A 15,010-nucleotide genomic window follows, 5' to 3' on the forward strand; every position below is an offset into this window, starting at 1 on the left:
TACCCCTGGGCCCCAACCGGCATCCGCCGCGCGGGACATGATCACACCATCGCGTGAATCACGGGTGAATCCGGGAGTTCTCGGCGGGCCTTGCGGCGTTCATCTCTACGCGCGCAGACTTTTCGAGCTTCATGTGTCCCCCTGTGTCCCTCCCGCACCGGAGTCGCGATGAACCACACCGGATCCCCCGCCCACCACACCGGATCCCCCGCCCACCACACCCGATCCCTCTCCCGCCGCACCGCGCTGGCCTCCCTCGCGGGGGCGGCGCTGGCCACGACCGCGGCGTTCCCGGCCTCGGCGACCGAGCGGCACGGCCGCCGGTCCGTCCGGTTCGCCACCTTCAACGCCTCCCTGAACCGCTCCACCCAGGGCGGCCTGGTCACCGACCTGTCCACGCCGGACAACGCCCAGGCACGCAACGCCGCCGAGACCATCCAGCGGGTCGACCCGGACGTCCTGCTGATCAACGAGTTCGACTACGACGAGCAGGGCAGAGCGGTCCGCCTGTTCCTGCGCAACTACCTGTCCGTCGGCCACAACGGGGCGAAGCCGGTCCGCTACCGGTACCACTTCACCGCCCCGGTGAACACGGGCGTCGCCACCGGCCTGGACCTCGACGGCAAGAACGGCGCGGTCACGACGCCCGGTTCGGACGCGTACGGGCAGGACGCCTACGGCTATGGCTGGTTCCCGGGGCAGTACGGCATGGTCGTCCTGTCGAAGTACCCGATCGACCGGCACGCGGTGCGCACCTTCCAGCGCTTCCTGTGGAAGGACATGCCCGGCCACATCATGCCCCCCGGGTACTACAGCGACGAGGCCACGGCGATCCTGCGGCTGTCGTCGAAGAGCCACTGGGATGTGCCGGTGCGCATCGGGGACTCCACCGTGCACTTCCTGGTCTCGCACCCGACGCCGCCCACCTTCGACGGCACCGAGGACCGCAACGGACGGCGCAATCACGACGAGATCCGGCTCTGGGCCGACTACATCGGCGGGCGCCGGCGCAGCTCCTACCTCTACGACGACAAGGGCGTGTGCGGCGGGCTGCGGCCCGGGGCGCGGTTCGTGATCGCCGGCGACAACAACGCCGATCCCTACGACGGCGACAGCTACGACCACGCCATACGCCAGCTGCTCGACCACCCCGCGGTGAACCTCCCGGCCACCCCTCCGTCCAGCGCGGGCGGCGTGGAGGCCGCGAGGCTCCAGGGCGGCGCCAACGCCTCGCACACCGGCAACCCGGCGTACGACACCTCCGACTTCGGCGACACCGCTCCCGGGAACCTGCGCGTCGACTACGTCCTGCCGTCCAAGGGCCTGATACCGGGCGCGAACGGCGTCTTCTGGCCGACGTCCGACGACCCGCTCTACCGCCTGGTGGGGGACGGGAAGACGGTGCCGACGTCCGATCACCGGCTGGTGTGGCAGGACGTGCGCGTGGGCTGAGCGGTGGGGCAGCGGCGCCCCCGCCAAAAGACGACCAGTGCTATCTGGTGCGTACCGCTGCTATCTGTTGCGTACCGCCCGCCCCACCTCCGACCTCAACGCGACGAACTCCGCCAGGCCCCGGGTCGTGATCTGGTCCCGGGTGCCGGGGAGTTCGACCGGGAGGTCCAGGACGACCTTGGAGCCTGGCCCCGGGGAGAGGACGACGACCCGGTCGCCCAGGTACACGCTCTCGTCGATGTCGTGGGTGACGAAGACGATCGTCGCGCCGTCCGTGCGGTGGACCTCTAGGAGCAGGTCCTCCAGGTCCTCGCGGGTCTGGGCGTCGAGGGAGCCGAAGGGTTCGTCCATGAGGAGGAGGGAGGGCCGGCACACCAGGGCGCGGGCGATCGCCACACGTTGCTGCATACCGCCCGAGAGCTGCCAGGGGTGGCGGCGGGCGGTGTCGGTGAGACCGACGCGGGCCAGGATGCGGTCGGCCTCGGCCCGGCGCTCCGCTCTCGGCAGGCCCCTGCGGCGCAGCGGCAGCGCCACGTTCTCGCGGACCGTGAGCCAGGGGTAGAGGGAGCGGGCGTAGTCCTGGAAGACCACGGCGAGGTTGTCGGGGACGCCACGTACGGGGGTGCCGTCCAGCGTGATCGTGCCGTCGTACGCCGGCAGCAGGCCCGCGACGGTGCGCAGCAGCGTGGACTTGCCGCAGCCGGACGGGCCCACGACGCACAGGAGTTGGCCGTCCGGCACGGTGAGGGTGAGGTCGTGCAGTACCTGATGGTCGCCGTAGTGCTGGCCGACCGTGTCTAGGCGGAGCATGGCTGTCCCTGGGCGGAGGTGGTGGGGGCATGACGGAGATGGCGGAGATGGTGGGGGGCGTACGGGTCATACGGTCGTGGTCCTCCCTCGGCCGACGAGCCGTTTCTCGACGGTCAGCAGACCGGTGTTGAGGAGGTAGCCGAGGGCGCCGAGGAGGACCAGTGCCGCCCAGACGGTGAGCAGGTCGGAGCGGGACTGGGCGTCGGTGAGCGTGAAGCCTATGCCGTTCGCGGTGCCGGGCAGCAGCTCCGAGAACACCATGAGGATGAGGGAGAGCGAGAGGCTGAGGCGGAGGCCGGCGAAGATGCGGGGCAGTGCGGAGGGCAGGATGAGGAAGCGGAGCCGTTCGGCCGGGGTGAGGTGGAGGACGGCGGCGACCTCGAGGCGGAGCGGGTCGGTGTCGCGGGCGCCTTCCGCGGTGTTGATCAGCACCGGCCAGACGGCGCTGAAGACGATCGACGCGATCTGCATCGGCGTACCGAAGTCGAAGATCACGACGAAGAGGGGGACCAGGGCGGGCGGCGGTACGGCACGGGCGAACTGCAGAACAGGGTTGCAGAGGGCGTACGCACGCCGTGAGCGGCCGACCGCGACGCCAAGTGCGATCCCGGCGACGGCGGCGAGCGCGAACCCGGCGGCCATCCGGCCGAGGCTGGGCAGCACGTCGGCGACGGCGGCCTCGGTGAGGAAGACATGCCGGACCGGGCCCGAGAACCACAGGTCGCGCACATGCCGTGCGATCTCGGCGGGCGGCGGGAAGTAGACGCTCCCGTGCGCCCGGGCGGCCAACTGCCAGACGGCCACGGCAAGCGCGAGGACGGTCCAGCGCAGGAGGGCGTGGCGTACGGAGGCGGAGGCGAGGGGGCGGCGTAGAAGCGACGGGACGAAGGAGGGGCGCACGGCTTCCGACGTTCGGCCGGGAGAACCGGAGGGCTCGGAGGACCCGGAGCGCTCGGAAAGACCAACGTGTTCGGCCGGTCCAGCGGATCCGGCCAGTCCGTCAGAGCCGGCGGATCCGGATGCGGCGCCGCGGGGCCGCTTCATTCAGGACTCCTCACCGCGCGCCGCGGGGAGCTGAGGATGGGAGCGGTACGCCTCGGTGCGGAACCTGGCAGTGCACCGAACGAAACGCACTTTCGCCACCCCGTCCACCCCGCACCGAACGCCACGCGCCCACGCCCCACGGCCCACCCTCCACCGAACACCACGAGCCCACCCCGTCACCCCACACCCCGCCGCCCCGGCGTCCAGGGAAACAACCGCCGCTCCCCCCACACCAGCACCCCGTTGATGACCAGCCCCAGAACACCCGCCCAGACAACCCCGGCCAGCACATCCCGTGTCCCGTCCGTCGCCAGCCCCGCCTGGGCGATGAAGATGCCGAGTCCCTCGCCGAAGCCGGAGAGGATTTCCGTGGCGACGGCCAGGATGAGGGCGACGGCGGCCGAGATGCGGATGCCGGCGGCGATGAAGGGGGCCGTGCCCGGCAGTTCGACGCGGAGGAGGACGGAGAGGCGGCCGAAGCCGAAGGCGCGGAGGGTGTCCTTGGCGAGGGGGTCGGTCTCGCCGAGGCCGTAGACGGTGTTGAAGAGGATCGGCCAGATGGACGCGTACGTCACCAGCGCGACCTTGGTCTCGGTCCCCGACCCGAGGAGCAGGGAGACCAGCGGGATCAGCGCGACGGACGGCAGCGGCCGCAGGAACTCCACGATCGCCCGCACCGCGGCGTCGACGACCGGCACGCTCCCGAGCACCAGGCCGACCGGGACGGCGATGGCGCACGCCAGGGCGAGACCGAGCGCCCAGGCGCGCAAGGTCACGGCGATGCCGTCCAGGAACACGGCGTCGCCCGCCAACTCCACGGCACGGGCGAGGACTTCGGACGCGGGCGGCAGATAGCTGCGCCGCACCACCCCCGCACGCGAGACGGCCTCGCAGGCACCGAACGCCAGCAGGGCGCCGAAGGCGCCGAGCAGCAAGCGCTCCTGACGGTCCTTCACGTCAACGTCACTTGACCATCAGCGTCGCCGGATCGACCGGCTTCTTCAGCATCCCCTGCTTCTCCATGAGATCGGCCAGCCGCTTGAGCTGCGCGGCGTCCATCGTGGGCGGGAAGACGGGCAGATCGATCGACTCGGCCTGCTTCTCGGTCACCTTGGTGTACGTGGGCAGGGTGTCGCGCACGACGGACGGGTCCTCCTCGGCGATCCGCACGGCCGCCTTGATGGCCCGCTGGAACGCGGCCAGCGTATTGGTGTTCCCGTCGACGTACTCGCCGGTGCTGATGTATCCGCTGAGGGGAATGGCCTCCACGGGCGCGGACGAGCCGTCGACGAGGACCCTGGCGTTCAACTCGTCCTGGATGGAGCTGTCGTAGGGCTCGACCGCGTGCACGGCGTCAACCTGCCCCTTGTCCAGGGCGGCGCCCATCTGCGGGAAGGGAATCGCCCGGTAGACGGGACGGCCGACGCCCTGTTTCGCGAGGATCTCGTCGAAGGTGAGCGACTGGACGTTGTTGAGGGTGTTGACGGCGAGCTTCTTGCCCTCCAGGTCGGCGACGGTCTTGATGTCCGAGTCGTCGGGGACGAGGACCTCCATCATGCGCGGCGCGGCCCTGATCGCCTCGGCGACGATCCGGATGTCGAGGGTGCCCTTCTCATAGGCCTGCAGATAGGTCACGTAGTTCGCGCTCGCGACCATGTCGATCTGCCCCTTGGCCAGGGCCGGCAGCGCCTGGAGGCTCTGCTGGACCTGCTGGATGCGGACGTCGAGGCCCTCCTTCTCGAACAGGCCACGGTCCCGGGCGATGTAGAGGGCGGCGCAGTCGATCAGCGGGAGGGCGGCCACGGTGACGGTCTCCCGCCCCTCGGCCCCGGACGAGGAGTCCCCGCCGTCGCCGCAGGCCGTGACGGCCACCAGCATGAAAGTGGCCGCGGCAGCCGCCGCTGTCCGCGTTCCCGAGCGCAATTGACGTAACGGCATGTCGACATGACTACCAAGAATTTGACATGATCACCACACGGGGCAGGTGAATGGTGAACAGCGACAGCCGGCACACCAAGCCGGACTGCGGCCATCTGTCGGTCTTCACCGATATACGCCACCTTGGTCACATGACCTCCTTTGTCCACCACGCGCCCCCCGTCCCGGACGTCTTCGACCCCCGCCAGTACGCCACCGGCGTCCCGTACGACGCCTATCGCGTCCTGCGCGACCACCACCCCGTGGCCCGGCAGGACGAGCCGGAGGTGCTGGGCTGGCCCGCCGGGCCGGGGTTCTGGGCGGTGACCCGGCACGCGGACGTGGTGCGGGTGCTCAAGGACTCGGCGACGTACTCCTCGTACATCGGCGCGACCCAGATCCGCGACCCGGAGCCGGAGGACCTCCCGTTCATCCGCCGCATGATGCTCAACCAGGATCCGCCGGGCCACGGGCGCCTGAGACGGCTGGTCAGCCGGGCCTTCACCCCCGGACGCATCGACCGGTTCACCAAGGTCGCCGAGCACCGCGCCCGGACGCTCCTCGCCCGCGCCCTGGACGAGGCCCGCGCCTCGGACGGCACCGTCGACCTGGTCACCGCCGTCACCGACGACTACGCCCTGCTCAACCTCGCCGACCTGCTCGGCGTGCCGGAGGCCGACCGCAGACTGCTGCTGCACTGGACGCAGCGCGTGATCGGTTACCAGGATCCGGACGAGGCCGGTCCACAGGTACGGGACTCGGCGGGCAAGCCGGTCAACCCCCGGTCGCCCGCGATGCTGCGGGACATGTTCGGGTATGCCCAGCAACTGGCGGCGCACAAGCGGCGGTATCCCGACGACGACGTCATGACCACGCTCGCCCACGATGCCGAACTCTCCCGGGCCGAACTGGAGATGTTCTTCTTCCTGCTCACCGTCGCGGGCAACGACACCGTCCGCAGCGCGGCGCCCGGCGGCCTGCTCACCCTCGCCGAGCACCCGGAGGCATATGAGCGCCTGGGCCGCGACGGACAGGTCCAACTCCCCGCAGCGGTCGACGAGTTGCTCCGCTGGCACCCACCCGTCCTCACCTTCCGCCGCACCGCCGCGCAGGACACCGAGCTGGCCGGCCGTCGCATCCGAGCGGGCGAGAAGGTGGTCGTCTTCCACGCCTCCGCGAACCGCGACGAACGCGTCTTCGCCGACGCGGACCGGCTGGACCTGTCCCGCACCCCGAACCCGCACGTCTCCTTCGGCGACGGCCCTCATGTCTGCCTGGGCGCGCACTTCGCGAGACTTCAGCTGCGGGTGCTCTACCGGGAGACGCTGCGGGCACTGCCCCTGCTACGGACGGCTGGACCCTCGAAGCGGTTGGTGTCGAACTTCATCAACGGACTCAAGTCGCTGCCCGCGCAGATCACTTGAGTTCGGACGGTTCTTCACGGCCGCACCTGGATCAGCGCATGCTTCCCACCGATCCGCCACTTGTGAGGACCCTCCGCCTCGCCCAGTGCCGCCTCGGTGCGGGCGTCCAGCCCGGTGATCACGTCGGACTTCAATGTGCGCAGGGCCGCGACCGGCCCGGGGAAATGCGCGGTGACCTCGGCGAACGGCGTGGTCGGCGGCCAGCGTCGGTCGCCGACCAGGCGGCGGTAGTTGAGGTCGCCCTTGACGATCGTGAGGGTGGCCGCGGCCAGCTCCTCGCGGAGGTCGGCGGGCATCTCCGCGTACGGCAGCGGGGCGCCGGAGAAGGGGTGCGCGCGGACGGTGAGGCGGCCTTCGGTCATCGCCGACCAGAGCGTGTGTCCGTACGTCGCGGCCGCGCCCGGAGCCGTCGTCAACCGGCGCAGGGCGTCGAGTACGTCGGCGTGCGTGGCGTCGGAGACGTAGTAGGGGTACGGCTTGACGTGGAGGACGGCTCGCGCGACGCGCCCCTGGGTGAGGAGGTGGGCGATGAGGAGCAGGTCGGGGACGAGTTCGCGGCCCGCGTTGTCGGCGATCAGGCAGACAGTGGCCGAGCCCGTGAGCGGGAGCAGAGACCACAGGGTCTCGCTGTCGTCGGCCACCAGGGGCGGGGTGTCCGAGGAGGCCTCCTCGTGCCCGGCCGACAGCCGGAAGCCGAGGTCGGCACGGTTGCCCCACAGGGAGCCGTGCAGCAGCGCCCGGTCCCGCTCGTCGGCGGGCAGGTCCGCGAGGGTGTCGAGGGCGGCCAGTTCCTCGTCCGTCTCCGGGGCGTCGAGTTCGGCCAGCTTGGAGGGGCGGAAGGGGTCGATGCCCTGCCAGGGGCCGGGAGCGAAGTAGCCGACGGCTTCGAGGAGTTGACGGTAGAAGTAGCTCTCCGACCACAGCCACGGCACGTCGAACCAGGACCGGCCCGTGTACGCCTCGGCGCCCCACGCCGTCCAGCGGTCCCGGTCGTGCGCGTCGGCGGGGAGCGGTTCGATCACGCCCTTGGTGCAGTTCGCGAGGAGCGCGTCCAGCGCGCGGTGCCGCTCGGGGCCGTACGGGAAGGACTCCCGTACCTGCCGGATGATCGCGGGATGCCGTTCGGCGAGCACGCTGTGCGGGAACGAGCCGGGTTCGTCGCCGAGGAGCACGGGCACGCGCGGGGTGTCGGACCTGTCGGGCATGCGGCTCACCGTATCGCGGGCGTCATACGGCTCTGATCTCCCGCTCCAGCTGTGTCGCGAGGGCGAGATAGCGGGCGCGGCGGGGTACCGGTACGAGGCCCCGGATCATCAGGTGCCACATCTCGGCCACCCTGCGGGGCTGACGTGCGACGGGTTCGAGGGAGCGGGCGACGACGCGGGTGCCGACGAAGAAGCAGACGAGGGAGTGGGCCGCGGCCTCGACGTCCACGTCCGGGTGGATGTCGGCCTCCTTGGCGGCGCCGTGGAGTTTGCGGGTGGCGATGTCCAGCAGTTCCTGGAACGGGTGCCGCAGGGGCGGCCGTATCACCGCTCCGCCGGTGGCCAGGCGCAGGCCGGCTCGGGGTATCGGGCCCTCGACGGCCAGGCGCGTGATGCCGAACGTCGTGCGCATCAGCGCCTCCAGGCAGGAGAGGCCCCGGGCGTCCATCTCGCTCGCCACCTGGCGGGAGGCCTTGGACTGGAGCTCCATGATGGCCTGGGCGAGATCCTCCTTCGCCGCGAAGTGGAAGTACAGGGCGCCCTTGGTCACTTGGGCGTGCTCGACGATGTCGCTGAGGCTGGTCGATTCATAGCCGTGGCGGTCGAACAGTTCGGCGGCGGCTGTGAGGATCGTGGTGCGGGTCTGTTCGGCGCGTAACTGCCTCACCATCGGCTGGACTCTCCTGGGCTGAAAAAGAACGGGTGATGCCGTTTGTTTCTTACTCTCCGTACAAGATAGCTCACCCCTACTCGGTTGCCACCGCACACTCGAAGACCGTCGACTCCCCCTGCTGCCCCACGACTTGCACGTCGGTGCCGCGGAAGGGGCCCGCGCCCTCCCTGTCGACCGCCTTTACCCAGGTGGGCAGGTCGAGTTCGGCGTACTGGTGGAAGACGATGTGGAACGAGACGGGGGTTCGGCGGCCGTCGCGACTGCGGGCCCGTACGGCCTGGCGGACGGCCTCCAGCAGCAGCATGCCGGGCACATGATCGAGGGGATGGTCGAAGAAAACAGCATGCGCGGTATCGACTCGCAGCCGCCAGCGGTCGGCATGGCCGGTCGGGGCGAGGACGACGTCCGCGGGCAGGGCGCGGCCCACCGCCGCGGGCGGCAGACCGGGCGGCACGGGAAGTGGGGACACGGTGGCCGCGGTACGGCCGCCGCGAAGCCGGCGGTAGACGGCGTCGCTGGTCCAGGTGGCGGCTATGCGCGCGGTCGCGACCCGCTCGCTGCCTATCCGTACGTCCGCCTCGTAGCGGAAGCCGGCCGGGCGGCCGCCGCGGCGGTCGACGTCGGAGACGGTGATGTGGATCGTGGGTTCGGCCGGTACGGTGCCGACGGCCAGATGCTCGGGGCGGGTGGTGATCCGCATCTCCTTGAGCACGAACTTGTGGTCCAGAGGGACCTGGTAGGCGGTGTGCGCGAGGAGTGTGCCGGCCTGGCGGACGGTTTCCGCGACGAGCAGGGGCTCGTACGCCGTCCGGTCCGGCGACACGTGTAACTGGTGAGCGCGCGGCCACTGGGCGAAGACGGTGAAGCGGTCCGTGTCCGTGCTGGTCCCACCGGTGAGCAGCGTTTCGGCCACCGAGGCTCGATGAACGAGCTGGCGGGGTACGGTGGCGGTCAGGCCTTCCGGCACCGCCAAGGTCTCGGCGAGCGGGTGCGTGGCGAGTTGCCGCGGATGAGGCATGTCCCCTCCTTGGGTCCCCCGTGTGCGTTGACAGACGGCGAGGTTCCCGTGCCGCGAGCGTTAGAGTACGAGGCGACCGGTTTGTTTTCAATGCGGCCTCGGGTCACCCGGCCGCGCCCGAATCCGCTCCGGCGCACGCCGGGCGCGCAGGTCAACTCGGTACAGCGAGTTGAGAGCTCGGGGGCGCGGAGGCCCGAGGGGCTGAGCACGGCCGGGATCTCGGCACCGGCTCGCGCCCCCGAGGCGACGGAGAAAGACGGAGGGGCGGAAATGGCGAGGCAGGAGCGCGCCATCAGGACGCGGAGAGTGATCCTGGAGGCCGCCGGCGCGGTCTTCGACGAGCATGGGTACACCGCGACCACCATCTCGATGGTCCTGGAACGGGCCGATGTCACCAAGGGCGCCCTGTATTTCCACTTCCCGTCCAAGGAATCCCTGGCCCAGGCCGTGCTGGACGAGCAGGTGTCGCTCGGCGCGGTGCCGCCGCAGGCTTGCAAGCTGCAGGAACTGGTCGACATGACCTTCGTGTTCGGGCAGCGGCTGCTCAGCAACTCGCTGCTCAAGGGCAGCGTGCGGCTGGCGGTGGACCAGAGCGCGCCGCGCGGCGTCGACCACGCGGGGCCGTTCCGGCAGTGGGTGGAGCATCTGGTGGTGGTGCTGGAACAGGCCCGTGACCAGGGCGAGTTGCTGCCCACGGTGCAGCCCAGGCAGACCGTGGAGCTGCTGGTCGGGGCGTTCGCGGGCATCCAGCTGATGTCCCGTGCGCTGACCGACCGGGGCGATCTGGCGGAGCGGATCTCGGTGCTGTGGGGCCACCTCCTGCCGAGCATCGCGCTGCCCGGCCTGCTGACCGGCATCGACCGGCGGCCCGACCGGGGGGTCCGCGTGCTGGCCGCTCTCGACACGGCGGACGTCGAGCAGGTCGCCATGGATGTGTCCGCACGCTGAGTACACGACACCGACCGGAGTGATGGTTTCCGTCACTCCGGTCGGTGTCCGCAACGATGTACGGCGGGCCCGCCGATGCCCCATCCGCATCGGCCGGCCCGCCCGCTTGTGATACGCGCCCGTTCAGGGCCCGTGCTCAGTGTTCGCTCAGAAGGTCAGCTTCCAGCTGTTGATCCTGCCCGTGTCCTGGGCCGCCGTGTCCTGGACGCGCAGCTTCCAGGTGCCGTTGGCGGCCTCGCTGGAGGCGTTCACCGTGTAGGTGGTGCTGACGTTGTCCGCGGAGTCCGAGGAGCTGGCGGACTTCAGGCGGTACGTCGAACCGTCCGGGGCCACCAGGTCGATGACCAGGTCACCGCGGTAGGTGTGGGTGATGTCCACGCCGACCTGGAGGGCCGAGGGGGCGTTGCCGCTGCGGCCGCTGACGGCGATGGAGGACTCGACGGCGGAGCCGTTGTCCGGGATGGAGACCGCGCCGGAGCTGGTGAAGGTGGTGCCCCCCGTGGAGCCGCCGGAGCTGCCGCTCACCGCCTGCACCGTCTTGGCCGCGTCCGCCAGGCCCGCACCGCAGCCACCCGAGCAAGTGCCGGGGAGAGCACGCGAGTTGGTCTTGATCGCGGACTCGATCTGGGCCGGGGTCAGCGCCGGGGCGGCCGACTTCATCAGCGCGGCCAGGCCCGCGACGTGCGGGGCGGCCATGCTGGTGCCCTGGTAGTAGTCGTAGTTCTCGGAGGACGGGCCCTGCGTGCCGGAGTTCAGCGTGGACAGGATGCCGCTGGACGTCACCGAGTTGGTCTCGCCACCCGGGGCCGCGATGTCGACGACCGAGCCGAAGTTGGAGTAGTAGGAGCGGTTCCCCTGGCGGTCGGTGGCGGCCACGCTGATGACGTTGTTGCAGCTGGCCGGCGAGTAGTTGGCGGCGTTGGCGTTGCTGTTGCCCGCCGCGACGACGACCGTGGTGCCGCGGTTCACGGCGGCGTTGATGGCGCTCTGGGTCGCGGTGGAGCACGCACCGCCGCCGCCCAGGCTCATGTTGATGACCTTGGCGACGTTGGTGTTCGCCGGGACACCGGAGACCGTGCCGCCGGACGCCCAGGTGATCGCGTCGATGATGTCGGAGTCGTAGCCGCCGCACTTGCCGAGCACCCGCAGCGGGGAGACCTTCGCGCCGTACGCGATGCCGGCGACGCCCTTGCTGTTGTTGGTGACGGCGGCGATGGTGCCCGCGACGTGGGTGCCGTGCCAGGAGGAGGTGGAGCCCGGGTCGCCCGCCTGGCACTCGTTGGCCGCGGTCCAGTCACCCGGGTCGGCCGGGCTGCTGTCACGGCCGTTGCCGTCGCCCGCCACCGCGGTGTCGGAGATGAAGTCGTAGCCCGCGACGATGTTGGCACCGAGGTCGGAGTGGGAGACGTAACCGGTGTCGATGACAGCGACGGTCACCCCGCTGCCGGTGGCGACGTCCCAGGCACCCGGCACGTTCATGCCCGCGGTGGTCTCGAAGAGGTCCCACTGCTTGGCGTACTCGGTGTCGTTGGGGGTGGCCAGCGGCTTGTTCAGCCGGTCCGGTACGATGTAGGCGACCTGCGGGTCCTCCCGGTACTCGGCGACCACGTCGGCGACGTCCGCCTTGGTGAGGTTCTCGCCCAGGTCGACGAGGGCGGCGCCGGAGCCGAGGCGGCGCTGGAAGTCGAGGTCCTCGCCGGCCTCCTTGCCCTTGGCGGCGGCGTCGGACTCGGCGGCCTTGTTCGACTTGGCCTCGGCGGCGCCGGACTTGTAGCCGACGATGAGGCGCTCGGCCGGGGCGCCGGGTGCGGCCTCGGTCTGAGCGGTGGGGACAGCGGCTTCCCGGGGAGCGGGTTCCTGGGCCACGGCGACGGTGGTGGCGGCCGTGAACAGGGCGGCGGAGACCGCGGCGACGGATATCAGCTTCCGTCTGGTGGATGCGGAGGTACGCAAGGGCTTTGCCTTTCGTGCCGGCCGTACTCCGGGCAGCGCGGAGCGGCGGTCGATTCGCTTCGTCCTCGAAGCGGAGGGGGGTACGCCGGAAGGGCGGGGGCAATGCAGCAAAGGCAGGTGGGGCAGTGCGGCAAGTGCGGGGCGCGCGGTGGCCGGCCTGGCGCGGGCGTCGACCCGTTCGGGGTTACCTGTGGGTCGGCTGTGGTCGAACGATAGGCAAAGAAAAGGTCATCGGGATACAGGGGAAACCCTCGATCCGGCCGGAAACCCACCCTCTACGTCGGACGGTTGACCGGTATTGACGGGCTCTGCCCGGTTCGTCGCGCAGTGAACGCGCCGGACCGGATTCCCGTACTGCACAAGGACCGTTCCCGCGCCGGCCGAGGAGACGTTCCGGATGCCCCGGATGCCCTGGATGAGATCGCACCGCACCGCCCTCGCGGCCACCGCCGTCACGCCGTTGCTGCTCACGGTGTGGGCGGCGGGCCCCGCTCACGCGCACGGCGCGCCGACGGATCCGGTCAGCCGGGTGTACGCCTGCTCCCCCGACGGCGGCAGCGCTTCCCGGTCGGCGGCGTGTGAGGCGGCGGTCGCGTCGAACGGCGCGCCCTTCACGGCCTGGGACAACCTGCGGATCGCGAACGTGAACGGCCGGGACCGGCAGATCGTCCCCGACGGACAGCTGTGCAGCGGCGGACTGCCCGCCTACCGGGGGCTCGACCTCGCCCGCGCCGACTGGCCGTCCACCCGGCTGACCCCGGGGACCGCCCTCACCATGCGGTACGTCTCGACCATCCCGCACACCGGCACGTTCCGGCTCTACCTCACCAAGCCCGGCTATGACCCGACGAAACCGCTCACCTGGTCCGACCTCCCGGAGCGGCCGTTCGCGGAGGTGAAGGACCCGGCACTGACGGACGGGGCGTACCGGATCAGCGCGAAGCTGCCGTCCGACCGGTCCGGGCGGCATGTGCTGTACACGGTCTGGCAGAACAGCAGCACCCCGGACACGTACTACTCGTGCTCGGACGTGGTGTTCCCGGAGCGGGCGACTGCCGCCCCCGCGCCGACGACCGAGCCTCGTGCGACCGCCTCCCGGGCGGCCTCGTCCGAGGCACCCTCCTCCCCGTCGACCTCCGCGCCGACGACGCCCTCCTCCCCCGCGGCCACGACCACGCGCCCCCGGAACAGCTCCGGGCCCGACACCACGCCGGTGGCCTCCACCCGTGACTCCGGTTCGAGTCCCTCGGCGCCCGTGCTGGCGGGCGGCGCCGCCGCGGTGCTGGTGCTCACCGGGGGCGCCGCCCTGGCGCTGCGGTCGCGCCGGAGGTGAACTCCGGCCAGCCAGGCGTCAGTTGACGTACACGGCCTCGCCGCTGCCGGTCACCGGGGCGTACTTGGCGGTGAAGTAGCCGTTGGCGAAGCAAAGGGAGGAGCCGGAGACCTTGGTGAACTGGGCACTGGCGAAGTTGATGCTGTTGTCGTCGTTGCTCGCCGTGCCGGACAGGCTGGGGGCCTGGTAGACGCAGTTGATGCTGCCCAGCAGGGTGCGCAGCACGACCGTCGTCTGGATGGTGGAGCCCGCGGCCGGGGTGACGGTGACGGTGCCGTCGGAGGCCACGGCGGCGCTGTACGGCAGGTTGTTGACCGTGATGCTGGTGACGCCGAGCACGCCGACCACGTTGGTGGTGCAGCTGGCGGCGTCGAAGGTGTGCGCGGTGACCGACTCCGTCGCGGTCCCGGGCGCGCCGGGGTTGTCGGTCACGGTCGCGGTGAACTGCGACGACGTGCAGGAGATGCCGCTCGTACCGGTCGCGCTGGAGTAGAACGTGGCGGCGGTGCCGCTCGCCAGCGGAGCGGTGAGGACCTCGCCGGCCGCGACCGCCGTACCGCCGACGGAGCCGGTGGTGAGAACGGTGCCGTCGGCCGCGGACGCGGGGACCGCCGTGGGGAGGGTGAGGGCGGCGACGGCCCCGGCGAGGGTGAGGAGGGTGCGTGCACGCATGCGGGTGTACCTCGTCTTTCGTTGCGGGGGTGTGCCCTGAGGGTCTTAGGGCTCAGGGGGTTCAGGGGGGTTCAGGGGGTGGGGGTGCGCGAGTCCGTGTGCGCCGTTGCCGGTCCGTGACGCCTTCTCCGTACGACACGGACCGGCAACGGCAGGGGCGGCCGGCACGGACCGAGGGGGGAAGCGACCGTGACGGCGTGTGGAGTGGTCTCACGGAAAGGAAATGTGAAGGACATCAGGTCCGGGAACGCGGGCAGCGGCCGCGCGGCGGCGGATCCGGCGCCACGGATCCAGGGGGGAGCCAGGGAGAGTTGTAGACCTGAGGGTCAGTCAACGTCAAGACGTTGTAAGCGAGTTGATGTTCATGACTGAACTTTTTCGGGGCCCCTGGAAGCGCTTGACTCACAGGTGACCCACAACCAACACCCTTTTTTCACAACCATCTTGACCCTCGACTGTAACCATGGGTAACTTCCCGGCTGGCTACTGCGGAGTACGAGAAAGCCCTTGCGCCCGCCGGGAGTTGCGAGGAGTCGTGCGCCGCAGGCGCTGTCCGCGCCA

The 15,010-nt window shown here is 70.7% G+C and carries 13 protein-coding genes; 4 read left to right on the forward strand and 9 right to left on the reverse strand.

The window, feature by feature from the left end:
• Positions 1-168: 168 nt before the first annotated feature.
• Complete coding sequence (locus tag IF78_RS0135470; RefSeq protein WP_199921452.1) at positions 169-1,452, forward strand: endonuclease/exonuclease/phosphatase family protein; 1,284 nt, start codon at positions 169-171, stop codon at positions 1,450-1,452.
• Between the two features lie 60 nt (positions 1,453-1,512).
• On the opposite strand, the gene IF78_RS0135475 is transcribed toward IF78_RS0135470, so the two are convergent.
• The 4 genes from IF78_RS0135475 to IF78_RS0135490 form a co-directional block, all read right to left on the reverse strand.
• The gene (locus IF78_RS0135475; RefSeq protein ID WP_031486888.1) at positions 1,513-2,262 is read right to left on the reverse strand and encodes an ABC transporter ATP-binding protein; all 750 of its coding nucleotides are present in this window, start codon (positions 2,260-2,262) and stop codon (positions 1,513-1,515) included.
• 66 nt (positions 2,263-2,328) lie between these two features.
• On the reverse strand, positions 2,329-3,162 hold the full coding sequence (locus IF78_RS0135480; RefSeq protein WP_107050079.1) for an ABC transporter permease: 834 nt from the start codon (positions 3,160-3,162) through the stop codon (positions 2,329-2,331).
• Positions 3,163-3,482: 320 nt separating this feature from the next.
• A complete protein-coding gene (locus IF78_RS0135485) occupies positions 3,483-4,262 on the reverse strand; it encodes an ABC transporter permease (RefSeq protein WP_031486890.1) in 780 nt (259 codons plus the stop codon).
• Between the two features lie 7 nt (positions 4,263-4,269).
• Positions 4,270-5,184, reverse strand: a complete 915-nt coding sequence (locus IF78_RS0135490; protein ID WP_031486891.1) for an ABC transporter substrate-binding protein — start codon at positions 5,182-5,184, stop codon at positions 4,270-4,272.
• Between the two features lie 191 nt (positions 5,185-5,375).
• Here IF78_RS0135490 and IF78_RS0135495 point away from each other — a divergent pair, with 191 nt between their 5' ends.
• Entirely contained in the window at positions 5,376-6,647 is a 1,272-nt protein-coding gene (locus IF78_RS0135495; RefSeq protein WP_031486892.1) for a cytochrome P450, read from the forward strand.
• Between the two features lie 14 nt (positions 6,648-6,661).
• Here IF78_RS0135495 and IF78_RS0135500 read toward each other — a convergent pair whose 3' ends face one another.
• From IF78_RS0135500 to IF78_RS0135510, 3 genes are all read right to left on the reverse strand, one after another.
• Entirely contained in the window at positions 6,662-7,852 is a 1,191-nt protein-coding gene (locus tag IF78_RS0135500; RefSeq protein ID WP_031486893.1) for a damage-control phosphatase ARMT1 family protein, read from the reverse strand.
• A 22-nt stretch (positions 7,853-7,874) separates the two neighbouring features.
• The gene (locus IF78_RS0135505; protein WP_031486894.1) at positions 7,875-8,522 is read right to left on the reverse strand and encodes a ScbR family autoregulator-binding transcription factor; all 648 of its coding nucleotides are present in this window, start codon (positions 8,520-8,522) and stop codon (positions 7,875-7,877) included.
• A 76-nt stretch (positions 8,523-8,598) separates the two neighbouring features.
• On the reverse strand, positions 8,599-9,543 hold the full coding sequence (locus IF78_RS0135510) for a ScbA/BarX family gamma-butyrolactone biosynthesis protein (protein ID WP_031486895.1): 945 nt from the start codon (positions 9,541-9,543) through the stop codon (positions 8,599-8,601).
• Between the two features lie 270 nt (positions 9,544-9,813).
• On the opposite strand from IF78_RS0135510, the gene IF78_RS0135515 reads away from it, so the two are divergent.
• Entirely contained in the window at positions 9,814-10,491 is a 678-nt protein-coding gene (locus IF78_RS0135515) for a ScbR family autoregulator-binding transcription factor (protein ID WP_031486896.1), read from the forward strand.
• Positions 10,492-10,638: 147 nt separating this feature from the next.
• Here the strand turns inward: IF78_RS0135515 and IF78_RS0135520 are convergent, their stop codons facing one another.
• Entirely contained in the window at positions 10,639-12,444 is a 1,806-nt protein-coding gene (locus IF78_RS0135520) for a S8 family peptidase (RefSeq protein WP_031486897.1), read from the reverse strand.
• 406 nt (positions 12,445-12,850) lie between these two features.
• On the opposite strand from IF78_RS0135520, the gene IF78_RS0135525 reads away from it, so the two are divergent.
• Positions 12,851-13,777: a lytic polysaccharide monooxygenase gene (locus tag IF78_RS0135525; RefSeq protein ID WP_031486898.1), complete on the forward strand. Its 927-nt coding sequence runs from the start codon at positions 12,851-12,853 to the stop codon at positions 13,775-13,777.
• Positions 13,778-13,795: 18 nt separating this feature from the next.
• Here the strand turns inward: IF78_RS0135525 and IF78_RS0135530 are convergent, their stop codons facing one another.
• Positions 13,796-14,449 (reverse strand): hypothetical protein, encoded by a 654-nt coding sequence (locus tag IF78_RS0135530; RefSeq protein WP_031486899.1) that lies wholly within the window; start codon positions 14,447-14,449, stop codon positions 13,796-13,798.
• Positions 14,450-15,010: the final 561 nt, after the last annotated feature.

Origin of the sequence: Streptomyces bicolor (assembly GCF_000719285.1) — a bacterium.
Lineage (GTDB): Bacteria > Actinomycetota > Actinomycetes > Streptomycetales > Streptomycetaceae > Streptomyces > Streptomyces bicolor.